Source organism: Streptomyces sp. PA03-6a, assembly GCF_033792765.1.
In the GTDB taxonomy this organism is placed as follows: Bacteria; Actinomycetota; Actinomycetes; order Streptomycetales; family Streptomycetaceae; genus Actinacidiphila.
Genome location: NZ_JARAVK010000152.1, coordinates 1 through 22,350, shown reverse-complemented (window position 1 = coordinate 22,350; position 22,350 = coordinate 1). Strand labels below are relative to the sequence as shown.

The window sequence follows — 22,350 nt, the reverse complement described above, 5'->3', positions numbered from 1 at the left end:
GGGGATGCCCGCCGCAGGCGCAAACAACCGGCACACGAACACCCGGGCACCCCGATCACGGCCTACGGGGCCCACGCGGAACGCGAGATCGCGTACTCGACCTCGCCGTGCTCGGCGCCCGGCAACGCCTCGTCCCACTCCTCGTGGAAGACCCGGACGAACGACAGCCCCGCCTTCTCCATCACGCGCCGCGACCGCGCGTTGACGGACATCGTCTCCGCGTGGACGCGCTCCGCGCCCAGGTCGGTGAAGGCCTTGCGGACCAAGGCGCGGGACCCCTCCGTGGCGTAGCCGCGGCCCCAGGCGGCGCGGCGCAGGCGGTACCCGAGTTCGAGGTCGTCGGCGGGGCCGCCGGGCCGGGGGGTGAGGGCGAACCAGCCGACGAAGTGCCCGGTGGAGAGTTCCTCCGCCGCCCAGACCTGGGAGCGGGCGAAGCGGGGCAGGACCTCGTGCCGGATGACGTCGGAGGGCGTGGGGCGGCCGTTGCCCAGGTAACGCATGACCTCGGGGTCGCTGTCGAGCGCGACGAGCAGTTCGGCGTCCGCGTCGGTGTCGGTGAAGTGCCGCAGCCGCAGCCGCTCGGTCTCCAGGAAGATCCGCATGTGCATGAACGGCACGCTAGGCCTGCGGGGTCGTCGCCGCCACGGGTTTGCGGTCGCGCTCCACGGAGACGGTGCCCGCGCGCCGGAGCACGCCCGCCCCCACGGCGAGCCCGGCGGCGAGCAGGGTGACCAGGCCGAAGGAGACCTGCAGGGAGCTGGCCTCCGCGATGGAGCCGATGGCGGCCGGAGCCACCAGCCCGGAGGTGTAGGTGACCGTGGCGACGCCCGCGATGGCCTGGCTCGCGTTGGGACCGCTGCGCCCGGCCGCGGCGAAGCACAGCGGCACGACGACGGCGATGCCCACGCCGATGAGGGCGAAGCCCGCGATGGTGGTGACCTGCGTGGACGCCGTGGCGACGAGGACGCCGCCCACCGTGGCGAGCAGGCCGCCGAAGCGTACGGTGCGCACCGGTCCGAAGCGGCGGACGACGAGGTCGCCGAGGAGACGGGACACGGCCATGGTGCACGCGAACGCGGTGTAGGACGCGGCGGCGACACCGGGGGAGGCGCCGGCGATGTCACGGAGGTAGACCGCGCTCCAGTCCATGCTGGCGCCCTCCGCGAAGACGGCGCAGAAGCCGATGGCGCCGATGACCAGGGCCGCGCGGGGCGGCAGGGCGAAGCGTGCGGGGGCTTCCTCCGACGCGGCGGGCCGCAGGTCGAGCACTCCGCTGCAGACCACCTGGCCCAGCACGACGAGCAGGACGGCCGCGGCGGTGAGGTGGAGGCGCGCGTCGAGTTCCGCGTGGGCGGCGAGGACGCCGAAGAGGGAGCCGAGCAGGGTGCCGGCGCTCCACATGCCGTGCAGCCCGGACATGATCGAGCGGCCGAGGCGTTCCTCGACCTCGACGCCCTGGGCGTTCATGACGACGTCGGCCATGCCGGCCGAGGCCCCGTACACGAGCATCGCCCCGCACAGCCAGCCCAGGCCGGAGGAGAGGGCGGGCAGCGCCAGGGAGGCGCACCACAGGCCCAGCAGGAGGCGCAGCGCGTTGCGCATGCCCATGTGGTGGGCGACGCGGGCGGCGAGCGGCATCGCGACGGAGGCGCCGAGGGCCGCGAAGACGAGCGCGAAGCCGAGCTGTCCGGCGCTGAGCCCCGCGTGCTCCTGGATCCAGGGCACCCGGGTGGCGAAGCTGCCGGTCACCGCGCCGTGCACGGCGAACACCGCGGCGACGGCGAGATGGGCGCGCCGCAGTCGCGGGTCGGTCTTCCCCGTCGGGGTCGTCGGCTTCGTCGGCATGTTCCCTCCAGTCTGGTCCCGCCGTGCTCGGGTCATAAATTATCAGGCAGGCTTCCTGAAAGATAGACTGCCTCCTGTCGCGGTCCCGCACCGGGGCCCCTGTCGCCCGCCCTCGCACCCGCGCGACGGCTTCTGGAAGGATCCGTCCATGACCGCCATGCGATCCCACGCCGGGCGCACCGCCTCCCCCCGCACGGCCCGGGCGATCAACGACCGGCTGGCCCTGGAACTGCTGCAGCGCGAGGGCCCGTTGACGGCGGCCCAGCTCAAGTCCCTCACCGGGCTGTCCCGTCCGAGCGTCGCCGACCTGGTCGAGCGGCTGCAGGAGTCCGGGCTGATCACGGTGGTCGGCGAGACGGGAGCCGACCGGCGCGGCCCCAACGCGCGGGTGTACGGGATCGTCGCCGACCGGGCGCAACTGGCCGCCTTCGACATCCGGACCCACAGCGTCGCCCTCGAGGTGGCCGACCTGCTGGGGAACACCATCGGCAGCGCCGTCCTGCCGGTGGACCCGTCCGGCGATCCGCAGCGCACGGTGCGGCGCTCGGTGGCGCTGCTGGAGCGGACCGCGCGCACCGCCGGCGCCGGCGCGCTGCACACCGTCGCGGTCGGAGCGCCCGGCCTGGTCGACCCGGCCACCGGCGAGCTGCGGGCCACCGGGCAGCTGCCGGCCTGGCACTCGGCGCTCGTCGCCGAACTGCGCAGGCGGCTCTCCCTCCCGGTGCTGCTGGAGAACGAGGTCAACCTCGCGGCCGTCGCCGAGCGGCGCCTGGGCGCGGTGCGCGACCGCGAGGACTTCGTCCTGCTGTGGCTGGGTCACGGGGTGGGCGCCGCGGTGGTGCTGGGCGGGGTCCTGCGGCGCGGTGCCTCGGGCGGTACGGGGGAGATCGGCTTCCTGCCCGTGCCGGGGACCTTCCAACTGCCGACGGCCAGCGGGTGCGAGGGCGGTTTCCACTCGCTGGCGGGCAGTGCGGCGGTGTGCGCTCTGGCGCGCTCGCACGGGATGCCGGTGTCCGGCGACGACGACGCCCTGGCGGCCGAGGCGGTGGTGACCGCGGCCCGGGCGGACGGCAAGCAGGGCGAGCTCTTCCTCGACGCGCTGGCGGACCGGGTGGTGATCGGGGTGGCCGCCGTCACCGCCGTGCTCGACCCCGGCTGCGTGGTGCTGGGCGGCGAGGTGGGCCGGGCCGGGGGCGAGGACCTGGCCGCCCGGGTCGAGGAACGGCTCGCGCGGATGTCCCCGCTGCCGACCCAGGTGCGGGCGGGGACCGTCGCGGGCAGCGCGGTGCTGCGCGGCGCGGTGCTCTCGGCGATGGACGCGGCGCAGGACGCGGTGTTCACACCCGAGGTGTGACGTCCGGCGCTCCGGGGCAACCGCCCCTCGGCCGCCGGACGTTCGCGGGCGCCGGCGCACGACCGGAGTCCCCCGGGTGAACCCGCGCCGCCCATGCGGTTCGCGCCTGCCTCAACGGGCGCTCCCGTGGGCCGTGTTGGCCGGAAGCCACGGCGACGGGCCGCGGGGTCCGAACGGTCGGACCGATCCCGTGTGAGCCAATCCACAGCGATCCCTTGCGTCCGCAAGGAACCTTCGTGGCAGACTGGTGGAGCAGTACCAGTGACGTTCAGCGCACTCCGGGGTCGGTGAAACTCCGAACCGGCGGTTACAGTCCGCGACCCGTCCGCATCCAGCGGCCGGTTGACCAGGTGAAATTCCTGGACCGACGGTTAAAGTCCGGATGGGAGGCAGTGCGCGGCGGGCGGGCATCGGTACACCGCCGTCGGCGGCAGCGTGGGTGCGTGTCCCCCGGAAACGGGTGACACGGGCGGACGCCGCCCCGTACCGGCCGCGGTGTCCCCGAGGCCCACGTCCGCTCTGTGTTCCGCACAGCCCCGGAGTCCGTGCCCGATGAGGCAGGAGGACCCGGTGGCAACACCCGGTGAAGCCGACGCGATGCGCCGGGCCATGGAGCTCGCCGCCCGCGGCGTGGGCTCCACGAGCCCCAACCCCGTCGTCGGCGCCGTGATCCTCGACGCAGGCGGCGAGATCGCCGGCGAGGGCTGGCACCAGCAGGCGGGCGGCCCCCACGCCGAGGTCCACGCGCTGCGCGCGGCCGGCGACGCGGCCCGCGGCGGCACCGCCGTCGTCACCCTCGAACCCTGCAACCACACCGGTCGCACCGGCCCGTGCGCCCAGGCCCTCATCGCGGCCGGCGTCTCCCGCGTCGTGTACGCCGTCGCGGACCCCACCCCCGCGGCGACCGGAGGCGGCGCCACGCTGGCCGCCGCCGGGATCGCGGTGGAGAGCGGGCTCATGGAGGCCGAGGCCGCCCGCGGCAACGAGGTATGGCTCACCGCCTCCCGCGAGCAGCGGCCCTTCGTGCTGTGGAAGTACGCGAGCACCCTCGACGGCCGCATCGCCGCCGCCGACGGCACCAGCCGCTGGATCAGCTCCGCCGCCTCCCGCGCCGACGTGCACCGGCTGCGCGCCGAGTCCGACGCCGTCGTCGTCGGCTCCGGCACCCTGCGTGCCGACGACCCCCACCTGGCCGTGCGCGGCGTGGAGGGCACCTTCACCCAGCCCCTGCGGGTGGTCGTCGACACCAACGCCAAGATCACCCCCGGCGCCCGGGTGCTGGACGGCACGGCCCCGACCCTGGTCGCCGTCGCCGAGGACACCGACACCGCCCACCTGCCGGGCGTCGACGTGGCCCGCCTGCCCCGCACCGGCAGCGGCGTCGCCGTCACCGCGCTGCTCGCCGAGCTGTACGGCCGCGGCGTCCGTTCCGTGCTGCTGGAGGGCGGCCCGACCCTCGCCGGCGCCTTCGTCGCCGCGGGCGCCGTCGACAAGGTCGTCGGCTACCTCGCGCCCGCCCTCCTGGGGGCCGGACCCGCGGCCCTGGGGGACGCGGGAATCACCACCGTCGCGCACGCGTTGCGGCTCGACGTCGCCGAGATCGAACGCATCGGCCCCGACCTGCGTATTACTGCCTACCCGAGCCGCACCGAGGAGAACTGACGTGTTCACCGGAATCGTCGAAGAGCTGGGCGACGTCGTCGCCGTCGAGGACCTGGGCGACGCCTCCCGCTTCCGTCTGCGCGGTCCGGTCGTCACCGAGGGCGCCAAGCACGGCGACTCGATCGCGGTCAACGGGGTGTGCCTCACCGTCGTCGACACCGCGGACGGCGAGTTCACCGCCGACGTGATGGCCGAGACCCTCAAGCGCTCCAGCCTCGGCGCGCTGAACCCCGGCAGCCGGGTCAACCTGGAGCGCCCGATGGAGCTGGGCGGCCGCCTCGGCGGTCACCTCGTCCAGGGCCACGTGGACGGCACCGGCGCGGTGATCTCGCGGACCCCCGCCGAGCACTGGGAGATCGTGAGGATCTCGCTGCCGGCGGAGCTGTCCCGCTACGTGGTCGAGAAGGGCTCGATCACCGTCGACGGCATCAGCCTCACCGTCGTCGAGGCCGGTCCCGACTTCTTCTCCGTCAGCCTGATCCCCACCACCCTCGACCTCACCACGCTCGGCTTCAAGCAGCCCGGCGACCCGGTGAACCTCGAGGTCGACGTGATCGCCAAGTACGTCGAGCGGCTGTACGGGGAGCGGGCCGGGGCACCGAAGGGGGCTCCGGCGGAATGAGCGCCCTCGACACCCTGAACAGTGTCGCCTTCTCCGCCTTCGGTGAGCACTTCAAGTGGACCGACGTGGTCGGCAACGGCCTCGGCCTGGCCGGTCTCGCCCTGGGGTGGCGCCGCTCGGTGTGGGCCTGGCCGGTCCAGCTGCTGTCCGGTGCGGTGCTCGTCGCCGCGTACTGGTCGGCACAGCTCACCGGCGGCGTCGGCAAGCAGCTGCTCGTCATCGGCGTCGCCGTGTGGGGCTGGTTCCAGTGGCGCCGCGGCGTCCGGGACGGCGGCGGGATCCGGGTCCGCTTCGCCACCTGGCGGGAGCGGGGCGCGCTGGTCGCCGGCACGGCGGCCGGACTGTTCGCGGTCGTCGGCATCTTCACGCTCCACCCGTCGCTGTCCTGGAACCCGTGGCCGGACGCCTACATCTTCGTCGGCACCGTCGCCGCGATGGTGGCCATGGCCAGGGGCTGGGTCGAGTTCTGGTTCGCCTGGCTCGCCGTCGACGCGGTCGGCGTCCCCCTCGCCTGGAACAGCGACCTGAAGTTCTCCGCGCTCGTGTACGTCATCTACTTCGTTCTCGTGATCGCCGGCATGTACGCCTGGTGGCAGCAGACCCGGGTCCCGCGGCACGGCGGGCCCGTCCTGGAAGGAGCGGCCGCATGACCACCGCACTGCACACCCTCTACGTGGCGGAGGACGCCCCGATCGTCCTCGACCCCGTCGAGCGTGCGATCGCCGACATAGCGGCCGGCCGGCCCGTCGTCGTCGTGGACGACGAGAACCGCGAGAACGAGGGCGACCTCATCATCGCGGCGGAGAAGGCCACCCCGGAGATCGTCGCGTTCATGATGACCGAGTGCCGTGGTCTGATCTGCGTGCCCATGGAGGAGCACGACCTGGACCGGGTCGACCTGCCGCAGATGGTGGACTCCAACACCGAGTCCATGCAGACCGCGTTCACCGTCTCCGTCGACGCGAGCGCCGTCCACGGGGTCACCACCGGCATCTCCGCCGCCGACCGGGCGACCACCATCCGGCTGCTGGCCTCCGGCGACTCCGTCCCCGGCGACTTCGTCCGGCCCGGTCACGTCTTCCCGCTGCGCGCCAAGTCCGGCGGCGTCCTCACCCGCAACGGCCACACCGAGGCGGGCGTCGACCTGGCCCGGCTCGCCGGACTGCGCCCGGCCGCCGCCATCGTGGAGATCGCCAACGAGGACGGCACGATGGCCCGCCTCCCCGAGCTGGTCCACTTCGCCCGCAAGCACGGCCTGGCCATCATCTCCATCGAGGACCTGGTCACCTACCGCCGCAGCTCGGAGCCGACCGTGCGCCGGGAGGCCGAGACCCGGCTGCCCACCGCCTTCGGCGACTTCCGCGCGTACGGCTACCGCAGCACCGTCGACGGCGTCGAGCACATCGCGCTCGCGGCCGGCGAGATCGGCGACGGCGAGGACGTCCTCGTCCGCGTCCACTCCGAGTGCCTCACCGGCGACGTCTTCCACTCGCTGCGCTGCGACTGCGGACCGCAGCTCCAGGCCTCACTCGAACGGGTGGCAGCCGAGGGCCGGGGCGTCGTGGTCTACCTCCGCGGCCACGAGGGCCGGGGCATCGGCCTGATGTCCAAGCTGCGCGCGTACGAGCTCCAGGAGCGCGGCCGGGACACGCTCGACGCCAACCTGGAACTCGGACTGCCCGCCGACGCCCGCGACTACGGCGCCGCCGCCCAGATGCTGTCCGACCTCGGCGTGCACTCGCTGCGCCTGATGACCAACAACCCCGACAAGACCGAGGCCCTCGAGCGGCACGGCCTGAAGGTCGCCGAGCGCGTCGCCATGCCGATCGCGGCCGGCGAGCACAACCTGCGGTACCTGCGCACCAAGCGGGACCGCATGGGCCATGACCTGCCCTGGCTGGACCCGGCCCCCACCGGTTCCTGCCGCAACCAGTAGGCCCGCCCCCCAAGCAGCACCACGACACCTGTACGACCAGAACGACCCGAACGACCAGAGCAAGAACGAGCAAGGAGAAGACGGACGTGAGCGGTAAGGGCGCCCCCGAGCTGACCGTGAAGAACTGCGGTGACCTGCGCGTGGCCGTGATCGCGGCGCAGTGGCACGAGCAGGTGATGGACGGGCTGGTCGACGGCGCCCTGCGCGCCCTGAGCGACCTGGGCATCGACGAGCCCACGCTGCTGCGCGTTCCCGGCAGCTTCGAACTGCCGGTCGCCGCCAAGGTGCTGGCGAGCCGGGGCTACGACGCGGTCGTCGCCCTCGGCGTCGTCATCCGCGGCGGTACGCCGCACTTCGAGTACGTCTGCCAGGGCGTCGCCCAGGGCCTGACCCAGGTCTCGGTCGACACCGGCGTGCCGATCGGCTTCGGCGTGCTCACCTGCGACACCGAGGAGCAGGCCCTGGACCGGGCCGGACTGCCCGGCTCCAACGAGGACAAGGGTCACGAGGCCGTCACCGCCGCGATCGCCACCGCGACCGTCCTGCGTTCAGTATCCGAGCCGTGGCGGTGAGGTAAGGGGACTTCCGCGTAGGGTGGGGACCACCATGGCCAAGAAGACATTCGAGGAGCTCTTCGCCGAGCTCCAGCACAAGGCCGCCACCGGCGACCCCAGCAGCTCCCGCACCGCCGAACTGGTCGGCAAGGGAGTGCATGCGATCGGCAAGAAGGTGGTCGAGGAGGCCGCCGAGGTGTGGATGGCAGCCGAGTACGAAGGCGCCGACCGCACCGCGGAGGAGATCTCCCAGCTGCTGTACCACCTGCAGGTGATGATGGTCGCCCGGGGCATCGGCCTCGACGACGTCTACGCTCATCTCTGAGCGGACCACCCCAGGCCGGACCCGCCCCACGCGCCCTTTCCCACCCACATCCGAGCTGCAAAGGAACGCTGTCATGCTGCGCATCGCCGTCCCCAACAAGGGTTCACTGTCCGGACCTGCGTCGGCGATGCTGCATGAGGCCGGCTACCGCCAGCGCAAGGACTCCAAGGAACTCGTCCTCGTCGACGGCGAGAACGACGTCGAGTTCTTCTACCTGCGCCCGCGCGACATCGCCATCTACGTCGGCTCGGGCCGCCTCGACATCGGCATCACCGGCCGCGACCTGCTGCTGGACTCGGGTGCCAACGCCGAGGAGATCCTGCAGCTCGGCTTCGCCCGCTCCACCTTCCGCTACGCCACCACACCCGGCGGCGTGAGCGACGTGAAGGAGTTCGGCGGGAAGACGGTCGCCACCTCCTACCCGGAGATCGTCAGGAAGCACCTCGCCGACCACTCGGTGGAGGCCTCGGTGGTCCGCCTCGACGGCGCCGTCGAGACCTCCATCCACCTCGGTGTGGCGGACGTCATCGCCGACGTCGTCGAGACGGGCACCTCGCTGCGCAACGCCGGCCTGGAGGTCATCGGGGAGCCGATCCTCGACTCCGAGGCGGTCGTCATCCGCCGGGCCGGCGCCGGCGGCGAGGACGCGGCGGCCGAGCCGAAGGTGCAGCAGTTCCTGCGTCGCCTCCAGGGCGTCCTGGTGGCCCGCCGCTACGTGATGATGGACTACGACATCCGCGTCGAGCACGTCGAGCGGGCCATCGCGCTCACGCCCGGCCTGGAGTCGCCGACCGTCTCCCCGCTGCACCACGAGGGCTGGGTCGCCGTGCGCGCCATGGTCCCCAGCCGCGAGGCCCAGCGGATCATGGACGAGCTGTACGACCTCGGCGCACGGGCCATCCTCACCACCGGGATCCACGCGTGCCGTCTGTGACCTCGCCCACCCCGCACACCATGCCCGTGGAACTCCCCGAGCTGCCCGTCACCTTCCGGCCCGCCCGCACCCGCGCGGTGCTGCTGGGCCTGGCTGCCGGGCTGCTCGCGGCCTTCGTCGCCATCTCCGTGCTCCTTCCCGCGGACGGCGCACGGCCCTGGCACACCTCGGACCGGATCTGGATCGTGCTCACCGGGCTGCTGATCGCCGGGGTGCTCGTGCTGCTCAGCCGGCCCAAGGTGGCCGCCGACCGCGACGGTGTGACCGTCGTCAACCTGACGACCCGGCGCCGGCTGGAATGGGCGCAGGTCCTCCGGGTGAACCTGCGCCCCGGCGATCCGTGGGTGTACCTCGACCTGGCCGACGGCACCAGCCTGGCCGCCATGGGCATCCAGCCCGGGATCGGACGCGCCCGCGCGTTGCGCGACGCGCGCGCCCTGCGGGCCCTCGCGGAGGCGTACGGTACCGGCAAGCCGACGGCGCACTAGACCTGCCGCCCCGGCCCGCTTCTTCATTACTCTGGAACCTTCGCAACGACCCGAGGAGTGACACCCAATCCACGATGGACGGATCGTCCGGTAGTACCCGCGCCGCCTCTCCCCCCCGACATACGGGAGCGGCGGCATGAGCGCCCCGTTGCTGCTGCTCGCGGCAGCCTTCGTCCTGATCCTCGCAAACGGCTTCTTCGTCGCCGCCGAGTTCGGCCTGGTGACCGTCGAACGCCCGGCCGCCGAACGCGCCGCCGCCGAGGGCGACCGCAGGGCCCGCAGCGTCGTGGAGGCGCTGCGCAAGCTGTCCTTCCAGCTCTCGGGCACCCAGCTCGGCATCACGATCACCTCACTGGTGGTCGGCATGCTGGCCGAGCCCGCCCTCGCCGACCTGTTCGCCGGACCGCTCACCTCGGTGGGCGTACCCGAGGGCGCGGCGCCCGCCGTCGCCGTCGTGATCGGCATGATCCTCGCCTCGGCCGTCCAGATGGTCATCGGCGAGCTCGTCCCGAAGAACTGGGCGGTGTCCCGTCCGCTGGAGGTGGCCCGTTTCGTGGCCGGGCCGCAGCGGGCCTTCTCCGCCCTGTTCCGCCCGGTCATCGAGGCCCTCAACGCCGCCGCGAACCGCCTGGTGCGGGCGCTGGGCGTGGAGCCCGCCGAGGAGCTGGCCTCCGCGCGCACCCCCACCGAGCTGGTCTCGCTGGCCCGCCACTCCGCCCGTGCCGGGGCCCTCGAGCAGGACACCGCGGACCTGTTCGTCCGCACCCTCTCCCTCGGCGACCTCACGGCGGAGAACGTGATGACCCCGCGCGTACGGGTCAGCGCCCTGCAGGACACCGCCACCGCCGCCGACGTCCTGAACCTGACCCGGGCCACCGGGCTGTCGCGCTTCCCGGTCTACCGGGAGCGGCTGGACGACATCGTCGGCATGGCGAGCCTGAAGGACGCCCTCGCCGTCCCGGCCCACCTGCGCGACCGCACGCCGGTCGGCCGGGTCACGGTCGCCCCGCTGCTCGTCCCGGAAACGCTGCCGGTGCAGCCGCTCCTGGAGCAGCTGCGCCGCGAGCAGCCGATCGCCGTGGTCGTCGACGAGTACGGCGGCACCGCCGGCGTCGTCACCCTGGAGGACATCGTCGAGGAACTCGTCGGCGAGGTGCGCGACGAGCACGACGGCGCCGACCTGCCCGAGCTGGCGGCCGCCCCCGCGGAGAACGGCAGCCCCGCCTGGGACGCCGACGGCGGCTGCCGGGTCGACCTGCTGGAGCGCATAGGGCTCGAGGCCCCCGAGGGGCCGTACGAGACGGTGGCCGGCCTCGTCGCCGACCTCCTCGAACGCATTCCCGAGCCGGGGGACACCGCACTGCTGCCCGGCTGGGAGCTGCGGGTGCGCGAGGTCGCGCACCACCGTGCCGAGAGGGTCCGCCTGGTACGCGTCGGGTTCGAGGAGCCCGAGGACGGGCAGGAGGGCGGGCGATGAGCTTCCTGCAGCTGTTCTTCGCCGGCCTGCTGGTGCTGGGCAACGGCTTCTTCGTCGGCGCCGAGTTCGCCCTGGTCTCCGTACGGCGCAGCCAGATCGAGCCGCTCGCCGGCACGCAGCGGCGGGCCCGCACGGTCCTGCACGGGCTGGAGAACCTGCCGCAGATGATGGCGGCGGCCCAGTTCGGCATCACGGTCTGCTCCCTGACGCTGGGTGCGGTCGCCGAGCCGACCGTCGCCCACATGCTGGAGCCGCTCTTCGAGGCGGTCCACCTGCCCGAGGGGCTGATCCACCCGCTCGGCTACGTCATCGCGCTCGCCGTCGTGGTCTTCCTCCACCTCGTCATCGGCGAGATGGTCCCCAAGAACCTGGCGATGGCCGCGCCCGAGAAGACCGCGCTGTGGCTGAGCCCCGGACTCGTCGGCTTCGCCCGGCTGTTCCGGCCGGTCATCGCGGTGCTCGGCTGGTGCGCCAAGCTCGTGCTGCGGCTGTTCCGGGTCGAGCCCAAGGACGAGATCGACGCGGTCTTCACCAGCGAGGAGCTGACCGTGCTCGTCGAGGACGCCCGGCAGGCCGGACTCCTCGACGACGACGCCCAGGAACGCCTGGAGGACGCGCTGGAGCTGGGCACCCGCCCGGTCACGGACGTCCTGCTGTCCCCGGAGGAGCTGGTGACGGTCGACGCGTCCGTCACCCCCGCCGAGGTCGAGGAGCTGACCGTCCGCACCGGCTACTCGCGCTTCCCCGTGGCCGGACCGGAGGGCGCCTACCTCGGCTACCTCCACGTGAAGGACGTCCTCGACCTGGAGGACACCGGCCGGCCCGTCCCGGCGCGGCTGTGGCGGCCGATGGCCACCCTCCGCGCGGAGCTGCCGCTGGACGACGCGCTCACCCAGATGCGGCGGGCCGCGTCCCACCTGGCGTCGGTCGCGGACTCCGGCGGGCGCGTGCTGGGTCTGGTCGCCCTGGAGGACGTGCTGGAGATGCTGGTCGGCGAGGTCCGCGACCCGGCACACCGGGAGGTCCCGGAGCCTGCGCCGACCGGCGATACCGCGGCCTCCGCGAAGCCCGGCGAGGTCGCCCGGCCGTCGCGTGTGATGGCGAGCTGACACGAGGACCCATGCGGGAGGGGCCCGGGCGCATGCGCCCGGGCCCCTCCCGTGTCGTTCACTCCAGCGGTTCGGGCGGTGTCAGCCCGGGGCCGCGGCCCGACAGTACCTCGCCGTAGGCCTGCATGAGGTCGGGCAGCCGGAGTGTGGACAGGTCGTCCCGGGACGGCTGTCCCACGTAGCCGGACAGCCGCAGGTCGCGGTAGGCGCAGCTCTTCTCGTACAGGGTGCGCAGGAAGCGGCCGTTGCCCAGTTCGTCGATCCAGCCCTGCTCGACGACGTGGCCGCTGATGGCGAGCAGCTCCTCCAGGGCCTCGCCGTCCCAGCGGTCCCCGTTGTCGGCGGCGAGGACCTCGCCGATGCTGGTCAGCTCGTGCGGCCGGTAGCTGGGGAAGTCGACCCGGGTGGTGAAGCGCGAGCCGAGGCCGGGGTTGGCCGCGAGCAGGCGGTCCATGCCCTCGGGGTAGCCGGCGAGGATCACGACCAGGCGGTCGCGGTTGTCCTCCGCGCGCTTGAGCAGGACCTGCAGCGCCTCGTCGCCGTAGGCGTCGCCCTTGCTGTAGCCGGAGTTGGACAGCGCGTACGCCTCGTCGACGAACAGCACCCCGCCGAGCGCGGAGTCGATCAGCTCGTTGGCCTTGACGGCCGTCTGACCCAGGAACTCGCCCACGAGGTCCGCGCGTTGCGCCTCGACCAGATGGTCGCCGCCCAGCAGACCGAGGGCGTAGAACACCCGGCCGAGGATGCGCGCCACCGTCGTCTTGCCGGTGCCGGACGGGCCCGAGAAGACGAAGTGCCGCTTGGGCGGCTGCACCGGCAGGCCCTGTCCCGCCCGCAGCCGCGCCATCCGCAACTGTGCCGACAGCGCCCGCACTTGGCGCTTGACCGGCTCCAGGCCCACCATGCGGTCGAGTTCGGCCAGGGCCTGGGAGAGCAGCACCGGGTCCGGGGCCGTGACCGGGACCTGCGGCGGGACGGGGGAGACCGGCAGGATCGCCTTCTCCCGGATGTCGTCGTCGATCGGGCCGACCGCGCCCAGCGGGTCGTCCAGCACCGAGCCCGCCCCGAGGCCGCCGGGCATGGCGGCCGCCCCCGCCCGGGCGTCGAGCGGATCGGGGTCGGGCGGCAGCGTGTCGGGCCCGGTCTGACCGTAGCCCTGCAGGGTGACCGGGGCCAGGTCGGCCGTCCCGTCGGTGAGGCCGTCGGACTCGTCGATCGCGGCGAGCCGGGCCGCGGTGTCCATGAACGCCGGGTCGACCCGGTGCACCGCCCGGTACAGGGGGAGCGCGGCCGCGGTGCGGCCCGTGCCCTCGTACGCGCGGGCCAGCCAGTAGCGGAGTTCCTTGCGCTGCGGCTGTTCGCTGCGGCAGCGCATCAGGGCCGTCGCCAGCAGCGGTTCGGCCTGCCCGTACAGCTCCAGCCGGACCCGGGCCATGCCGCCGAACAGGCCGGCCTCGATGCCCAGGACCTGGTCGCCGAGGAGCGGTTCGGTGTGGCGCACCAACTGGTCCCAGTCCTTGACCAGATAGGCCCGGCAGGCGTGCAGGAAACGGACGTGCGGATCGGTGTCGATCGGCGGGCACTCGGCCAGGGCCCGGTCCAGCTCCGCGATGTGGCGGCCGTCGAGCCAGTGGGAGGCGTGCGCGAGCAGCAGGTCGCGGCGGGTCTCCAGCACCGGCTGCACCCACCAGCCCAGCCAGTACCAGGAGTTCATGGAGCGGCGGTGCGCGCTGCGCTGCTCGCCGAAACGGTCGCGGTGCCGGTACATCTGCAGCAGCGCGGTGGAGGTGTCCGCCCGCAGCGCGTGCAGCCCGAGCCAGGCGTCCGCCATGCCGGGGTCGAGGCGGACCGCGACGCGGAACTCCTCCTCGGCCTGGGTGTAGGCGCCCATGGTGTAGGCGTCGACGGCCCGCACCCAGGCGAGGTCGGAGGGGGCGCCGGAATGCTCTGTGCCGAAGTCCATCAGGTCCCCACCAGCCCGTTCCCCCCGGTGCCGCCCGCTGTACGCCGCTCCAACCAGGTTACGCGAAGCGGGAGTTGGTGCCAGGTGAGCACCGCCTTCGCGGGGTGGCGCACCCGTTGGCATGGTACCCGTGCGAGCCTGGTGGGCCGTAGAGCGACGCGGATGGTGACGGTGGGTGAGCGATCCGCCGCCGTACGGGACCTGGTCACCGGCTGTAGGCAGAACGAAGCCCCCGGTCACGGGGGAACAACCGGGGGCTTCGCGTACGAGGTGCGGTCGACGATGACCGCGCATTGAGAACGTAAGTCCTGTACGGCCCCCGGGTCAAGCCACCTTGGGGCGTCGCTCCGGCGGTCGCGGGGCGGGTGCAGCACACCGGCTGCACGCGGTCACGGTCAGTGACGGAGGGTGTCGGAGAGCGGTGTGGCCGCGTGCTGTTCCCGTACCTCGTAGCCGTCCGGACGCTGGTGGACCAGCAGGTCGGCGAACGGCCGGGAGGGGTCGGCGGCGAAGTGCGCGTCCTGCGCCCGCATCCAGCCGGCCCAGAACCCGGCCAGGGCGGGGCCGTCGCGGAGCTCGCCGCGCTCCCGTGCCGTGTCCCGGGAGACCTCAAGCCAGAGCAGGCTCGCCAGCCGGGGACGCAGCGCGCGGCGGCCCACGCCCACACCCTCCAGCAGGACCACGGGGGCCGGCGGCACCTCCAGGGTCGTCGCGAACCGGCGGGCCACCCAGTCGTACTTCGCGGGCCGGGCGGTGTCACCGCGGCGCAGCGGCTCCAGCACCTGATCGCGCAGCCGCCCGGTCCACTCGAACAACTCCTCGTGCGTGGCCAGATCGTCGAGGTGGACGACGGGGGCACCGTCCAGTGCGGACGCCAGCGCGGCGGCGAAGGTCGTCTTGCCGGATCCGGCGTGCCCGTCCACGGCGACGAGCCGCACCGGCCCGCAGGACGGCGGAAGGGCGCGCAGCCGGGCGGCGAGCGCGCGGAGCGCCCCGGGGGTGGTCTGGTGGTCCATCCGCCCCAGCCTACGACCTGCTCCGACGCAAGGGACTGCGGTGGGTGCCAGGGGCGTCTACGGTAAGAGTCGTGACCGACTCTGCCGCATCCCTGTACCCCCCGGAGCGACTCGAACTCGCCCGCAAGGCCGCCGCCGACGCGGGACTCGACGCGCTGCTCGTCTCACCGGGCCCCGATCTGCGCTACCTCACCGGCTACCACGCCCACCTCACCGAGCGCCTGGTGTGCCTGGCGCTGCCGGTGCTCGGCGACCCCTTCCTCGTCGTGCCCCACCTGGAGAAGCCCGGTGCCGAGGCCTCCCCGCTGGGCGCGCTCGGCGTCGACGTCGTCGGCTGGGGCGAGACCGAGGACCCGTACGCCCTGGTCGCCGGCCGGCTGCCGCGGGGGACCGTGCGGGTGGCCGTCGACAACCACATGTGGGCCGAGAAGGTGCTCGCCTTCCGCGCGGCCCTCCCCGGCGCCGAGCAGAGCCTGGCCGGCGACGTGCTGCGCGAACTGCGGATGCGCAAGTCGCCGGCGGAGACCGAGGCGCTGCGCCGGGCCGCGGGCGCCATCGACCGGGTGCACCGCCGCATCGGGGAGTGGCTCAGGGCCGGGCGCACCGAGCGCGAGGTCGCCCGGGACGTCGCCGACGCCGTCATCGAGGCGGGGCACACCACCGTCGACTTCGTCATCATCGCCTCGGGCCCGAACGGCGCCAGCCCCCACCACGAGGTCTCCGACCGGGTGATCCGGGCGGGCGACCCGGTCGTCGTCGACATCGGCGGCACCACGCAGGAGGGCTACTGCTCCGACTCCACGCGCACCTACGCGGTCGGTGAACCGCCCGCGGAGTTCCGCGAGATGTACGAGGTGCTGCGGCGCGCGCAGCACGCCCAGACCGATGCCGTCCGCCCCGGCGTCACCGCGGAGGAACTCGACGCGATCGGGCGGGACATCATCGCGGCGGCCGGCTACGGCGAGCACTTCATCCACCGCACCGGGCACGGCATCGGTCTGGAGACGCACGAGGAGCCGTACATCGTCGCGGGCAGCTCCCGTCCGCTGGAGCCGGGCATGGCCTTCTCCGTCGAACCCGGGATCTACCTCCCGGACCGTTTCGGCGCCCGCATCGAGGACATCGCCGTCTGCACGCCCGAGGGCGGGGAACGGCTCAACCAGACCTCCCGGGACCTGGTCGTCCTGTCTGTTTAGTCCGATGTGTTGACTCCCGGTACGGCAGGGGGGTATTCCGTACACGCGACCGTGTGCGCGGTGCGTTCGCCGCGCGCGGCGCACACGTCGTGTCAAGGGCCCAGCAGGAAGCGGCAGTCGGGGGGCCGGGCATGTTCGACGACGAGCATGACTTCGGGGTGCGGCAGTGGACGGTCGGCGGCACGACCGTGGTGGAACTGACGGGGGAGCTCGACCTGTGCGCCGGCGTGCACGCGGCCGCGCGTCTGGACGCGGTCACCGGCGGGCCGCGGCCCGACGTCGTGGTGGACCTGCGCGGGGTGAGCTTCATCGACTGCAGTGGTCTGTCGGTGCTCATCCGGGCGCGGAAGCGGACCCTCGACCGCGGTGGCCGGTTCGGCGTCGTCGGCGACAGCCCCTGCGTGCTGCGGCTGTTGCGGCTCACCCGGACGATCCGGGTCTTCACCGTCCACGACGACCTGGCCTCCGCGCTGGCCGCGCCGGGCGCCCCCGATCCCCCGGCGGCGGACGGCGCCATAGCGTGAGCTCACCCGGGCAGCGGCGCCAGCACGATCCAGACCTGGCCGCGGGCGAAGTTCACCGGCTGCCCGTCGGGCGTGGTGAAGTGCGTGCCCCCGGCCGCGTCGGGCCGTGACCACCGGGCGTCGTACGCCTTGCCGTCGCGCAGCACCACCGCGCGCCCGGTGCCCACGGTCTCGCTGTACGGGGAGGTGTTCCCCCACCGGTCCTGGAAGCCGGAGGAACGGACCGTGACGTACTGCACGACCACCGTCGGCGCGCCCAGCCTGCCGCCGTCGGTGGTGGTGGCCGGGTCGCCGTCGAACGAGATCAGCCAGCGGTCGCCATCGGCCGACCAGTGCAGGCCCACCGAGCCGTTCGGGTAGCGCACGGTGCGGTCGCGCTCGGGGGTGCCGCCGGGCGGTGCGGCACCGAAGCGGAAGCCTATGTCCCGGGCGGCCGAGGCGTCCGGGGCCGCGGCGAGCAGCCGCTCCGGGGTGGCGTACAGGTTGTGCGGGGCGGGGCGCGAGCCGTCGCGTACGTAGGCGCCAGGGGCGTGGGCGGGGGAGACGTCGTGCACCGGCGCCGCCGCCACCACCGGCAGCAGCCTGGACTGCGCCCCGGAGAAGGCGAGGGCGGGGCGGCCGAACTGACGGAGCAGTTCCAGGTCCGACTCGCGGGCGCTGCGCACCGGCCCGACCCGTTCCGGCAGTTGGGAGGAGAAGACGGCGAGCAGACGGGTGAGACCGGACTCCACCTGCTCCACGTAGACGAGGTCGGCCCGGTCCAGCCCGGTGTGCGGGCGGGCGGGCCCGACGTTGTCGATCTTCACCGCGAGGACCGGGCCGCGGGTGCGCCCGGGCAGTCCGGTGAAGGGCGACCGCGCGACCGCGGTGGTGCCGGGCACCGAACCCGTCGAGGAGGGGGAGGGCCCGCCGGGCGTCCGCTCGGGGCCGCCGCAGCCCCGGCTGACCAGGAACACGGTGAAAACCGCCAGCACGACCAGGACCGCCGCTCTTGCGGGACGTCTGGGTGCTCGGGCCACGACGGCCACCCCCGTGCTGCATAGGTATGCTGCCTACGGAAAAGCCATTTGCCGAATCGCTGCGCGTATTCCTAGTATCCGCCACATGGAGCCGGTACCCCAGACGGCGGACGCGACCGCCTACCTCGCAGCGGACGAGGTGATCGACCACGACCACCCGCTGGTCCGGGCGACCGCCGCCCGGCTACGGGCGGAAGCCCCTGATCCGTATGACTATGCCGAAGCGGCCTACACCTTCGTCCGTGACGCCATCCCGCACTCCGCCGACTCCGGGGACCCGCGCGTCACCTGGCGCGCCTCCGACGTCCTGGAGCAGCGCACCGGGATCTGCCACGCAAAGGCCCACGCCCTGGTCGCGCTGCTGCGCGCCGAGGGCATCCCCGCGGGGCTGTGCTACCAGCGGCTCGCCGACGACGACGGCACCGGCGCCCTCGTCCACGGGCTCGTCGCCCTCAAGCTGCCCGGACACGACCGCTGGGCCCGGCAGGACCCGCGCGGCAACAAGCCCGGTGTCGACGCCCGGTTCTCCCTCCGGGAGGAACGGCTGGCCTGGGTGCCCCGCCCCGGACTCGGCGAGCGCGACTACCCCGGTCTCCACGCCACCCCGCCGCCCGCCGTACTCACCGCCCTGCGGCAGGCTGTCGACCGGCCGCATCTGTGGCGGCTGCTGCCCACCGACCTACCGGACCAAGAAGACCGATGACCTCACACACCCCCCTGACCCTGACCGTCGACCCCGCCGTGCGCGCCCTGGCCCCCGGGTTCGCCCACCTCGCCGTCGAGGCCCGCGGCCTGGCCAACGGGCCGAGCGACGACACGAGCGCGGCCCTCCTCGACGACGCGGCCCGCCGCCTCGCCGAGCGCCTCGGCGGCCGCGCCCCGCACGAGGACCCCCACATGGCCGCCTGGCGCGCGGCGTACACCGCCTTCGGCGCCAAGCCCTCGCGCACCCGCAACTCCGCGGAGGCGCTGGCCAAACGCGCCCTCGCCGAAGGCGGGCTGCCCCGCATCAACCGGCTGGTGGACCTCTACAACGCGATCAGCGTCGCCCACCTCGTGCCCGTCGGCGGTGAGGACACCGACCACATCCACGGCGGTATGACCCTCGTACGGGCGACCGGCGACGAGAAGTTCGAGACCGTGGCCGGCGGTGAGCCCGCCGTCGAGCACCCCGAGCCCGGCGAGGTCGTCTGGCGCGACGGGACCGGCGTCACCTGCCGCCGCTGGAACTGGCGGCAGGGGATCCGTACCCGGCTGACCGAGGAGTCGGTCAACGCGCTCTTCCTCCTGGAGCGGATGGATCCGATGCCGCCCGCCGACCTGCGGGCCGCCGGTGAGGAACTCGCCGCTCACCTGCGGAGGTTCAACCCCGGCGCGGAGGTCACCGTGCACGAGCCGGTCTGACCCCCGCGCCCGCTCACTCCGCCGTCGCGGCGCGCTCCCGGGCGGCGACGTCCTCCGCCGTGGGGGCGCTGCCGCCCAGGTGCGCGGGCAGCCACCAGTGGTCGTTCGGGCCCGACGGGCGCCCGGTGTACACGCGCTGCGCGTCCTCCAGCAGCTCCTGGACGCGCAGCCGCAGCCGCCGGGTCAGCGCGCCCGGCTTCTCGTCCGCGTGGGGCGTCATCTGCTCGCCCACCCGGATGGCGATGGGGAAGCCGTTGCGGCCCAGTTGGCGCGGCTGGTCCTTGGTCCACAGCCGCTGCGTGCCCCACAGGGCGACCGGCAGCAGGGGCACGCCCGCCTCCATCGCCAGGCGCGCGGCACCGGACTTGAAGGACTTGAGGGTGAAGGACTGGGAGATGGTCGCCTCGGGGAAGACCCCGATGATCTCGCCCGAGCGCAGTGCCGTCAGCGCGTGCTTGTACGCGTGCATGCCCTCGGAGCGGTCCACCGGGATGTGCTTCATGGCCCGCATCAGCGGACCCGACACCTTGTGCCGGAAAACCGACTCCTTCGCCATGAAACGCACCAGCCGCTTCGCCGGGAGCGCCGTCAGACCCGCGAAGACGAAGTCGAGGTAGCCGATGTGGTTGCTCACGAGCAAGGCGCCGCCCTTGCGCGGCACATGTTCGGTGCCGGCGATGTCGAAGCGCAGTCCCTGCACCTTGAACATGGTGCGGGCGACGCCGATGACGGGCGGGTAGACGAGCTCGGCCATGTGTGGGGCCCCTTCTTCGTAGGGGGTGGCCCCCGGCGGAAGTTACGCGGCCGTAGGTTTGGGCCGCCGGCTGATCGTGCCCCGTAAACGGGTGCCGTGTCATCCCGCGTGCCCGCCGTGTGGCGAGATTCTCGTCACGTCACCCGGTCGTACGACGCACCAGCAGGTACATTTCGCATCCGAGGCAGTAGCCGAACACCGCGTTGAGGAAGGCCGCCGCGAGCGCGCAGGCCGTCGCCGTCAGGCCCAGCCAGGCGAGCCCCGTGGCGTAGCCGGCGAGCCCGACGACCGCGAACGCCAGCCCGACCGCCTGCGCGAAGCGCGGCGGCGCCGGGTCCTCGGTCCCGGTCGGCGGCCCCAGCCGGGGCCGTACCGCCACCCGGTACAGCAGGCCGTACGGTGAGTTCTGGACACCCGCGGCGGCGCCCACCGCGAACACCAGCGCCTGGACGGCCAGCAGCCAGGCACTTCCGGTGACGAGGACGGCGGCCAGGACGACACTGGTCACGCTTGCGCCGAAGCGCGGTCCACGGGCATCAATGGCGTGAGGGCTCATACCGGCCATGATTCCGGAACGGACGCCGTCCGGACCCCCGGGAATCATGGCGGTCGTGTGAACGCTGCAACGGCAGGGAGGGGCGAAATGACGGGACTGGTGGTGTGCGTCGCCGTGCTCGTGGCGGCGGGGATCTTCGGCATCCTCCACAAGCGCAGGGACGGAAGGGTACGGGTGCGGGACAAGGACGCGGCACAACAGCTGACGGCGGGTGAGATCGGCGCGGAACTCGGAGAGCGGGCCACGCTCCTCCAGTTCTCCACCGCCTTCTGCGCACCCTGCCGGGCCACCCGCCGCACCCTCGGCGAGGTGGCCGGCATGGTCGACGGCGTGCGGCACGTGGAGATCGACGCCGAGGCCCACCTCGACCTGGTGCGTCGGCTGGGCGTCGTCAGGACGCCGACCGTCCTGGTCCTCGACGCCCGCGGCACCGTGGTGCGGCGCGCGTCGGGCGCGCCGCGCAAGGCCGACGTCATCGCGGCGCTCGGCGCGGCGGTGTGATCCGCGCGCGGTGCCATGACCCCGGTCCCACCCGCCGGGGCGCCCTTGACGTGGCGCCGGTCTGATCGTCAGTCTGACGTTATGTCGCGAGACCTCCTTCTGTACTCCCGCTTCGACGTCGACCTCGGTCGGCACGCGAGCGCCCGCTGTCACGGCCGTTGAGTGCCCAGGACTCCACACCCCTCCGGCTCGACAGCACGACGAAGGACAGCTCCATGACCGCCTCTCCCGACCTCGGCACGCCGGCCGCGACCTCCCTGGGCGCGGTGCCCACCTCGATCCCCGCGTCCGCCGCGGTCCCCCTGCCCCCGCCGCCCGCCGTGACCGGCGCCTTCGACCCGACCGCCTTCGACCCGACCGCTTTCCGTGCCGTCTTCCGCCGTCACGCCGCCGGGGTCGCGGTCATCACCGCGGCGGGCACCCGCCCCGCGGGCTTCACGGCCACCTCCCTCACCTCCGTGTCCGCCGAGCCGCCCCTGCTGTCCTTCGGGATCAGCACCGCCGGCTCCGCGTGGCGCACCGTCGCGGAAGCCACCCACGTGGGCGTCCACATCCTCGGCGAGCACCAGGAGGAGGTGGCCGCCACCTTCGCCCGCAGCGGCACCGACCGCTTCGCGCCGCCCACCGCGTGGGGACCCGGCCCGTATGGAGTACCGCTCCTGGAGGATGTCCAGGCCTGGCTGGTCGCCCGTGTGGTGGCCCGCATACCCGCCGGTGACCACCGCATCGTCGTCGCCCAGGCCGTGGCGGGCGCCCCCGAGGGCGAAGCGGCCCGTCCGCTGCTCTACCACCACGGGCGCTACAACGCGCTGCGCCACTGAGTCCCTCCATCAGGCCCGGGTCGGCAAGGTCACAGTCCACCGCCCTTGCCTGCCGGCGGACCGACGGCTGTACTGGCGAGTAATATTTCTGCCGGAGCGCCGTGCGTCCCAACGGGGAGCCGCCGTCGAAGGCGCCTATGCTGCCTTCACAAGGGCAGTTGACGTACCCATGCAGCAGTAGGAGTGCAGGCGTGAGCTTGAGGATCGTTGTCGCAGTGAAGTACGTGCCTGATGCCACGGGTGATCGTCACTTTGCGGGGGATCTGACCACGGATCGGGATGCGGTGGAT

The 22,350-nt window shown here is 73.3% G+C and carries 24 protein-coding genes, 1 pseudogene and 1 riboswitch; of the genes and pseudogenes, 18 read left to right on the top strand and 7 right to left on the bottom strand.

Annotated features, from left to right (window positions below; genetic code table 11):
* Nucleotides 1-62 precede the first annotated feature (62 nt).
* Nucleotides 63-602: a GNAT family N-acetyltransferase gene (locus tag PV350_RS30140; protein WP_500337060.1), complete on the bottom strand. Its 540-nt coding sequence runs from the start codon at nt 600-602 to the stop codon at nt 63-65.
* Nucleotides 603-618: 16 nt separating this feature from the next.
* Nucleotides 619-1,845 (bottom strand): MFS transporter, encoded by a 1,227-nt coding sequence (locus tag PV350_RS30135; protein WP_499510742.1) that lies wholly within the window; start codon nt 1,843-1,845, stop codon nt 619-621.
* A gap of 148 nt (nt 1,846-1,993) precedes the next feature.
* Here PV350_RS30135 and PV350_RS30130 point away from each other — a divergent pair, with 148 nt between their 5' ends.
* The 11 genes from PV350_RS30130 to PV350_RS30080 all read left to right on the top strand — a co-directional run bounded on the left by PV350_RS30130 (nt 1,994) and on the right by PV350_RS30080 (nt 12,306).
* The gene (locus tag PV350_RS30130; RefSeq protein WP_500337058.1) at nt 1,994-3,199 is read left to right on the top strand and encodes an ROK family transcriptional regulator; all 1,206 of its coding nucleotides are present in this window, start codon (nt 1,994-1,996) and stop codon (nt 3,197-3,199) included.
* A 269-nt stretch (nt 3,200-3,468) separates the two neighbouring features.
* Nucleotides 3,469-3,599, top strand: a riboswitch (FMN riboswitch).
* Nucleotides 3,600-3,769: 170 nt separating this feature from the next.
* Nucleotides 3,770-4,861 carry a bifunctional diaminohydroxyphosphoribosylaminopyrimidine deaminase/5-amino-6-(5-phosphoribosylamino)uracil reductase RibD gene (gene ribD / locus PV350_RS30125; RefSeq protein ID WP_499510740.1) on the top strand — a complete coding sequence of 364 codons (1,092 nt, stop codon included), beginning with the start codon at nt 3,770-3,772 and terminating at the stop codon, nt 4,859-4,861.
* Nucleotide 4,862: 1 nt separating this feature from the next.
* A complete protein-coding gene (locus PV350_RS30120) occupies nt 4,863-5,483 on the top strand; it encodes a riboflavin synthase (RefSeq protein WP_499510739.1) in 621 nt (206 codons plus the stop codon).
* Nucleotides 5,480-6,133, top strand: coding sequence for a nicotinamide mononucleotide transporter family protein (locus PV350_RS30115; protein WP_499510738.1), 654 nt, complete (start codon nt 5,480-5,482; stop codon nt 6,131-6,133). Before PV350_RS30120 ends, PV350_RS30115 begins: the two co-directional genes overlap by 4 nt.
* Nucleotides 6,130-7,419, top strand: a complete 1,290-nt coding sequence (locus PV350_RS30110) for a bifunctional 3,4-dihydroxy-2-butanone-4-phosphate synthase/GTP cyclohydrolase II (RefSeq protein ID WP_499510737.1) — start codon at nt 6,130-6,132, stop codon at nt 7,417-7,419. Before PV350_RS30115 ends, PV350_RS30110 begins: the two co-directional genes overlap by 4 nt.
* An 86-nt stretch (nt 7,420-7,505) precedes the next feature.
* On the top strand, nt 7,506-7,991 hold the full coding sequence (gene ribH, locus PV350_RS30105; protein ID WP_499510736.1) for a 6,7-dimethyl-8-ribityllumazine synthase: 486 nt from the start codon (nt 7,506-7,508) through the stop codon (nt 7,989-7,991).
* 34 nt (nt 7,992-8,025) lie between these two features.
* On the top strand, nt 8,026-8,298 hold the full coding sequence (locus tag PV350_RS30100) for a phosphoribosyl-ATP diphosphatase (RefSeq protein WP_499510735.1): 273 nt from the start codon (nt 8,026-8,028) through the stop codon (nt 8,296-8,298).
* 73 nt (nt 8,299-8,371) lie between these two features.
* Nucleotides 8,372-9,232 carry an ATP phosphoribosyltransferase gene (gene hisG / locus PV350_RS30095; RefSeq protein WP_499510734.1) on the top strand — a complete coding sequence of 287 codons (861 nt, stop codon included), beginning with the start codon at nt 8,372-8,374 and terminating at the stop codon, nt 9,230-9,232.
* 20 nt (nt 9,233-9,252) lie between these two features.
* Nucleotides 9,253-9,720 (top strand): PH domain-containing protein, encoded by a 468-nt coding sequence (locus tag PV350_RS30090; RefSeq protein WP_499516766.1) that lies wholly within the window; start codon nt 9,253-9,255, stop codon nt 9,718-9,720.
* 136 nt (nt 9,721-9,856) lie between these two features.
* A complete protein-coding gene (locus tag PV350_RS30085; RefSeq protein WP_499510733.1) occupies nt 9,857-11,197 on the top strand; it encodes a hemolysin family protein in 1,341 nt (446 codons plus the stop codon).
* On the top strand, nt 11,194-12,306 hold the full coding sequence (locus tag PV350_RS30080; RefSeq protein ID WP_499510732.1) for a hemolysin family protein: 1,113 nt from the start codon (nt 11,194-11,196) through the stop codon (nt 12,304-12,306). Before PV350_RS30085 ends, PV350_RS30080 begins: the two co-directional genes overlap by 4 nt.
* A 58-nt stretch (nt 12,307-12,364) precedes the next feature.
* Here the strand turns inward: PV350_RS30080 and PV350_RS30075 are convergent, their stop codons facing one another.
* Nucleotides 12,365-14,269, bottom strand: a complete 1,905-nt coding sequence (locus tag PV350_RS30075; RefSeq protein WP_499510731.1) for an AAA family ATPase — start codon at nt 14,267-14,269, stop codon at nt 12,365-12,367.
* 395 nt (nt 14,270-14,664) lie between these two features.
* Nucleotides 14,665-15,285 carry a uridine kinase family protein gene (locus PV350_RS30070; RefSeq protein WP_499510730.1) on the bottom strand — a complete coding sequence of 207 codons (621 nt, stop codon included), beginning with the start codon at nt 15,283-15,285 and terminating at the stop codon, nt 14,665-14,667.
* Nucleotides 15,286-15,356: 71 nt separating this feature from the next.
* On the opposite strand from PV350_RS30070, the gene PV350_RS30065 reads away from it, so the two are divergent.
* Nucleotides 15,357-16,481, top strand: coding sequence for a M24 family metallopeptidase (locus tag PV350_RS30065; RefSeq protein WP_499510729.1), 1,125 nt, complete (start codon nt 15,357-15,359; stop codon nt 16,479-16,481).
* 131 nt (nt 16,482-16,612) lie between these two features.
* Nucleotides 16,613-17,005 (top strand): STAS domain-containing protein, encoded by a 393-nt coding sequence (locus PV350_RS30060; protein WP_499510728.1) that lies wholly within the window; start codon nt 16,613-16,615, stop codon nt 17,003-17,005.
* A gap of 2 nt (nt 17,006-17,007) precedes the next feature.
* Here PV350_RS30060 and PV350_RS30055 read toward each other — a convergent pair whose 3' ends face one another.
* Nucleotides 17,008-18,024 carry a DUF3048 domain-containing protein gene (locus PV350_RS30055; RefSeq protein ID WP_500337053.1) on the bottom strand — a complete coding sequence of 339 codons (1,017 nt, stop codon included), beginning with the start codon at nt 18,022-18,024 and terminating at the stop codon, nt 17,008-17,010.
* An 85-nt stretch (nt 18,025-18,109) separates the two neighbouring features.
* Between PV350_RS30055 and PV350_RS30050 the strand changes: the two genes are divergently transcribed.
* Together PV350_RS30050 and PV350_RS30045 are read left to right on the top strand one after the other, a co-directional pair.
* Entirely contained in the window at nt 18,110-18,727 is a 618-nt protein-coding gene (locus PV350_RS30050; RefSeq protein ID WP_499510726.1) for a transglutaminase-like domain-containing protein, read from the top strand.
* On the top strand, nt 18,724-19,428 hold the full coding sequence (locus tag PV350_RS30045; protein ID WP_499510725.1) for a B3/B4 domain-containing protein: 705 nt from the start codon (nt 18,724-18,726) through the stop codon (nt 19,426-19,428). The genes PV350_RS30050 and PV350_RS30045 overlap by 4 nt, the downstream gene beginning before the upstream one ends.
* 13 nt (nt 19,429-19,441) lie before the next feature.
* Here the strand turns inward: PV350_RS30045 and PV350_RS30040 are convergent, their stop codons facing one another.
* Entirely contained in the window at nt 19,442-20,182 is a 741-nt protein-coding gene (locus PV350_RS30040; RefSeq protein WP_499510724.1) for a lysophospholipid acyltransferase family protein, read from the bottom strand.
* Between the two features lie 139 nt (nt 20,183-20,321).
* The gene (locus tag PV350_RS30035; RefSeq protein ID WP_500337050.1) at nt 20,322-20,738 is read right to left on the bottom strand and encodes a DUF4395 domain-containing protein; all 417 of its coding nucleotides are present in this window, start codon (nt 20,736-20,738) and stop codon (nt 20,322-20,324) included.
* Between the two features lie 87 nt (nt 20,739-20,825).
* Between PV350_RS30035 and PV350_RS30030 the strand changes: the two genes are divergently transcribed.
* The 3 genes and pseudogenes from PV350_RS30030 to PV350_RS30020 form a co-directional block, all read left to right on the top strand.
* Complete coding sequence (locus PV350_RS30030; RefSeq protein ID WP_499510722.1) at nt 20,826-21,239, top strand: TlpA family protein disulfide reductase; 414 nt, start codon at nt 20,826-20,828, stop codon at nt 21,237-21,239.
* A 215-nt stretch (nt 21,240-21,454) separates the two neighbouring features.
* Complete coding sequence (locus PV350_RS30025) at nt 21,455-22,060, top strand: flavin reductase family protein (RefSeq protein ID WP_499510721.1); 606 nt, start codon at nt 21,455-21,457, stop codon at nt 22,058-22,060.
* A gap of 191 nt (nt 22,061-22,251) precedes the next feature.
* Nucleotides 22,252-22,350 (top strand): annotated as a pseudogene (locus PV350_RS30020) (electron transfer flavoprotein subunit beta); the annotation flags it as partial.

Coding starts and splice junctions, on each gene's coding strand:
- PV350_RS30050 (WP_499510726.1), top strand. CDS start 18,110: ATGGAGCCGGTACCCCAGACGGCGGACGCGACCGCCTACCTCGCAGCG.
- PV350_RS30090 (WP_499516766.1), top strand. CDS start 9,253: ATGCCCGTGGAACTCCCCGAGCTGCCCGTCACCTTCCGGCCCGCCCGC.
- PV350_RS30110 (WP_499510737.1), top strand. CDS start 6,130: ATGACCACCGCACTGCACACCCTCTACGTGGCGGAGGACGCCCCGATC.
- PV350_RS30130 (WP_500337058.1), top strand. CDS start 1,994: ATGACCGCCATGCGATCCCACGCCGGGCGCACCGCCTCCCCCCGCACG.
- hisG (WP_499510734.1), top strand. CDS start 8,372: ATGCTGCGCATCGCCGTCCCCAACAAGGGTTCACTGTCCGGACCTGCG.
- PV350_RS30070 (WP_499510730.1), bottom strand. CDS start 15,285: ATGGACCACCAGACCACCCCCGGGGCGCTCCGCGCGCTCGCCGCCCGG.
- PV350_RS30045 (WP_499510725.1), top strand. CDS start 18,724: ATGACCTCACACACCCCCCTGACCCTGACCGTCGACCCCGCCGTGCGC.
- PV350_RS30140 (WP_500337060.1), bottom strand. CDS start 602: ATGCGGATCTTCCTGGAGACCGAGCGGCTGCGGCTGCGGCACTTCACC.
- PV350_RS30115 (WP_499510738.1), top strand. CDS start 5,480: ATGAGCGCCCTCGACACCCTGAACAGTGTCGCCTTCTCCGCCTTCGGT.
- PV350_RS30135 (WP_499510742.1), bottom strand. CDS start 1,845: ATGCCGACGAAGCCGACGACCCCGACGGGGAAGACCGACCCGCGACTG.
- PV350_RS30100 (WP_499510735.1), top strand. CDS start 8,026: ATGGCCAAGAAGACATTCGAGGAGCTCTTCGCCGAGCTCCAGCACAAG.
- PV350_RS30075 (WP_499510731.1), bottom strand. CDS start 14,269: ATGGACTTCGGCACAGAGCATTCCGGCGCCCCCTCCGACCTCGCCTGG.
- PV350_RS30025 (WP_499510721.1), top strand. CDS start 21,455: ATGACCGCCTCTCCCGACCTCGGCACGCCGGCCGCGACCTCCCTGGGC.
- PV350_RS30080 (WP_499510732.1), top strand. CDS start 11,194: ATGAGCTTCCTGCAGCTGTTCTTCGCCGGCCTGCTGGTGCTGGGCAAC.
- PV350_RS30030 (WP_499510722.1), top strand. CDS start 20,826: ATGACGGGACTGGTGGTGTGCGTCGCCGTGCTCGTGGCGGCGGGGATC.
- PV350_RS30060 (WP_499510728.1), top strand. CDS start 16,613: ATGTTCGACGACGAGCATGACTTCGGGGTGCGGCAGTGGACGGTCGGC.
- PV350_RS30085 (WP_499510733.1), top strand. CDS start 9,857: ATGAGCGCCCCGTTGCTGCTGCTCGCGGCAGCCTTCGTCCTGATCCTC.
- PV350_RS30035 (WP_500337050.1), bottom strand. CDS start 20,738: ATGAGCCCTCACGCCATTGATGCCCGTGGACCGCGCTTCGGCGCAAGC.
- PV350_RS30040 (WP_499510724.1), bottom strand. CDS start 20,182: ATGGCCGAGCTCGTCTACCCGCCCGTCATCGGCGTCGCCCGCACCATG.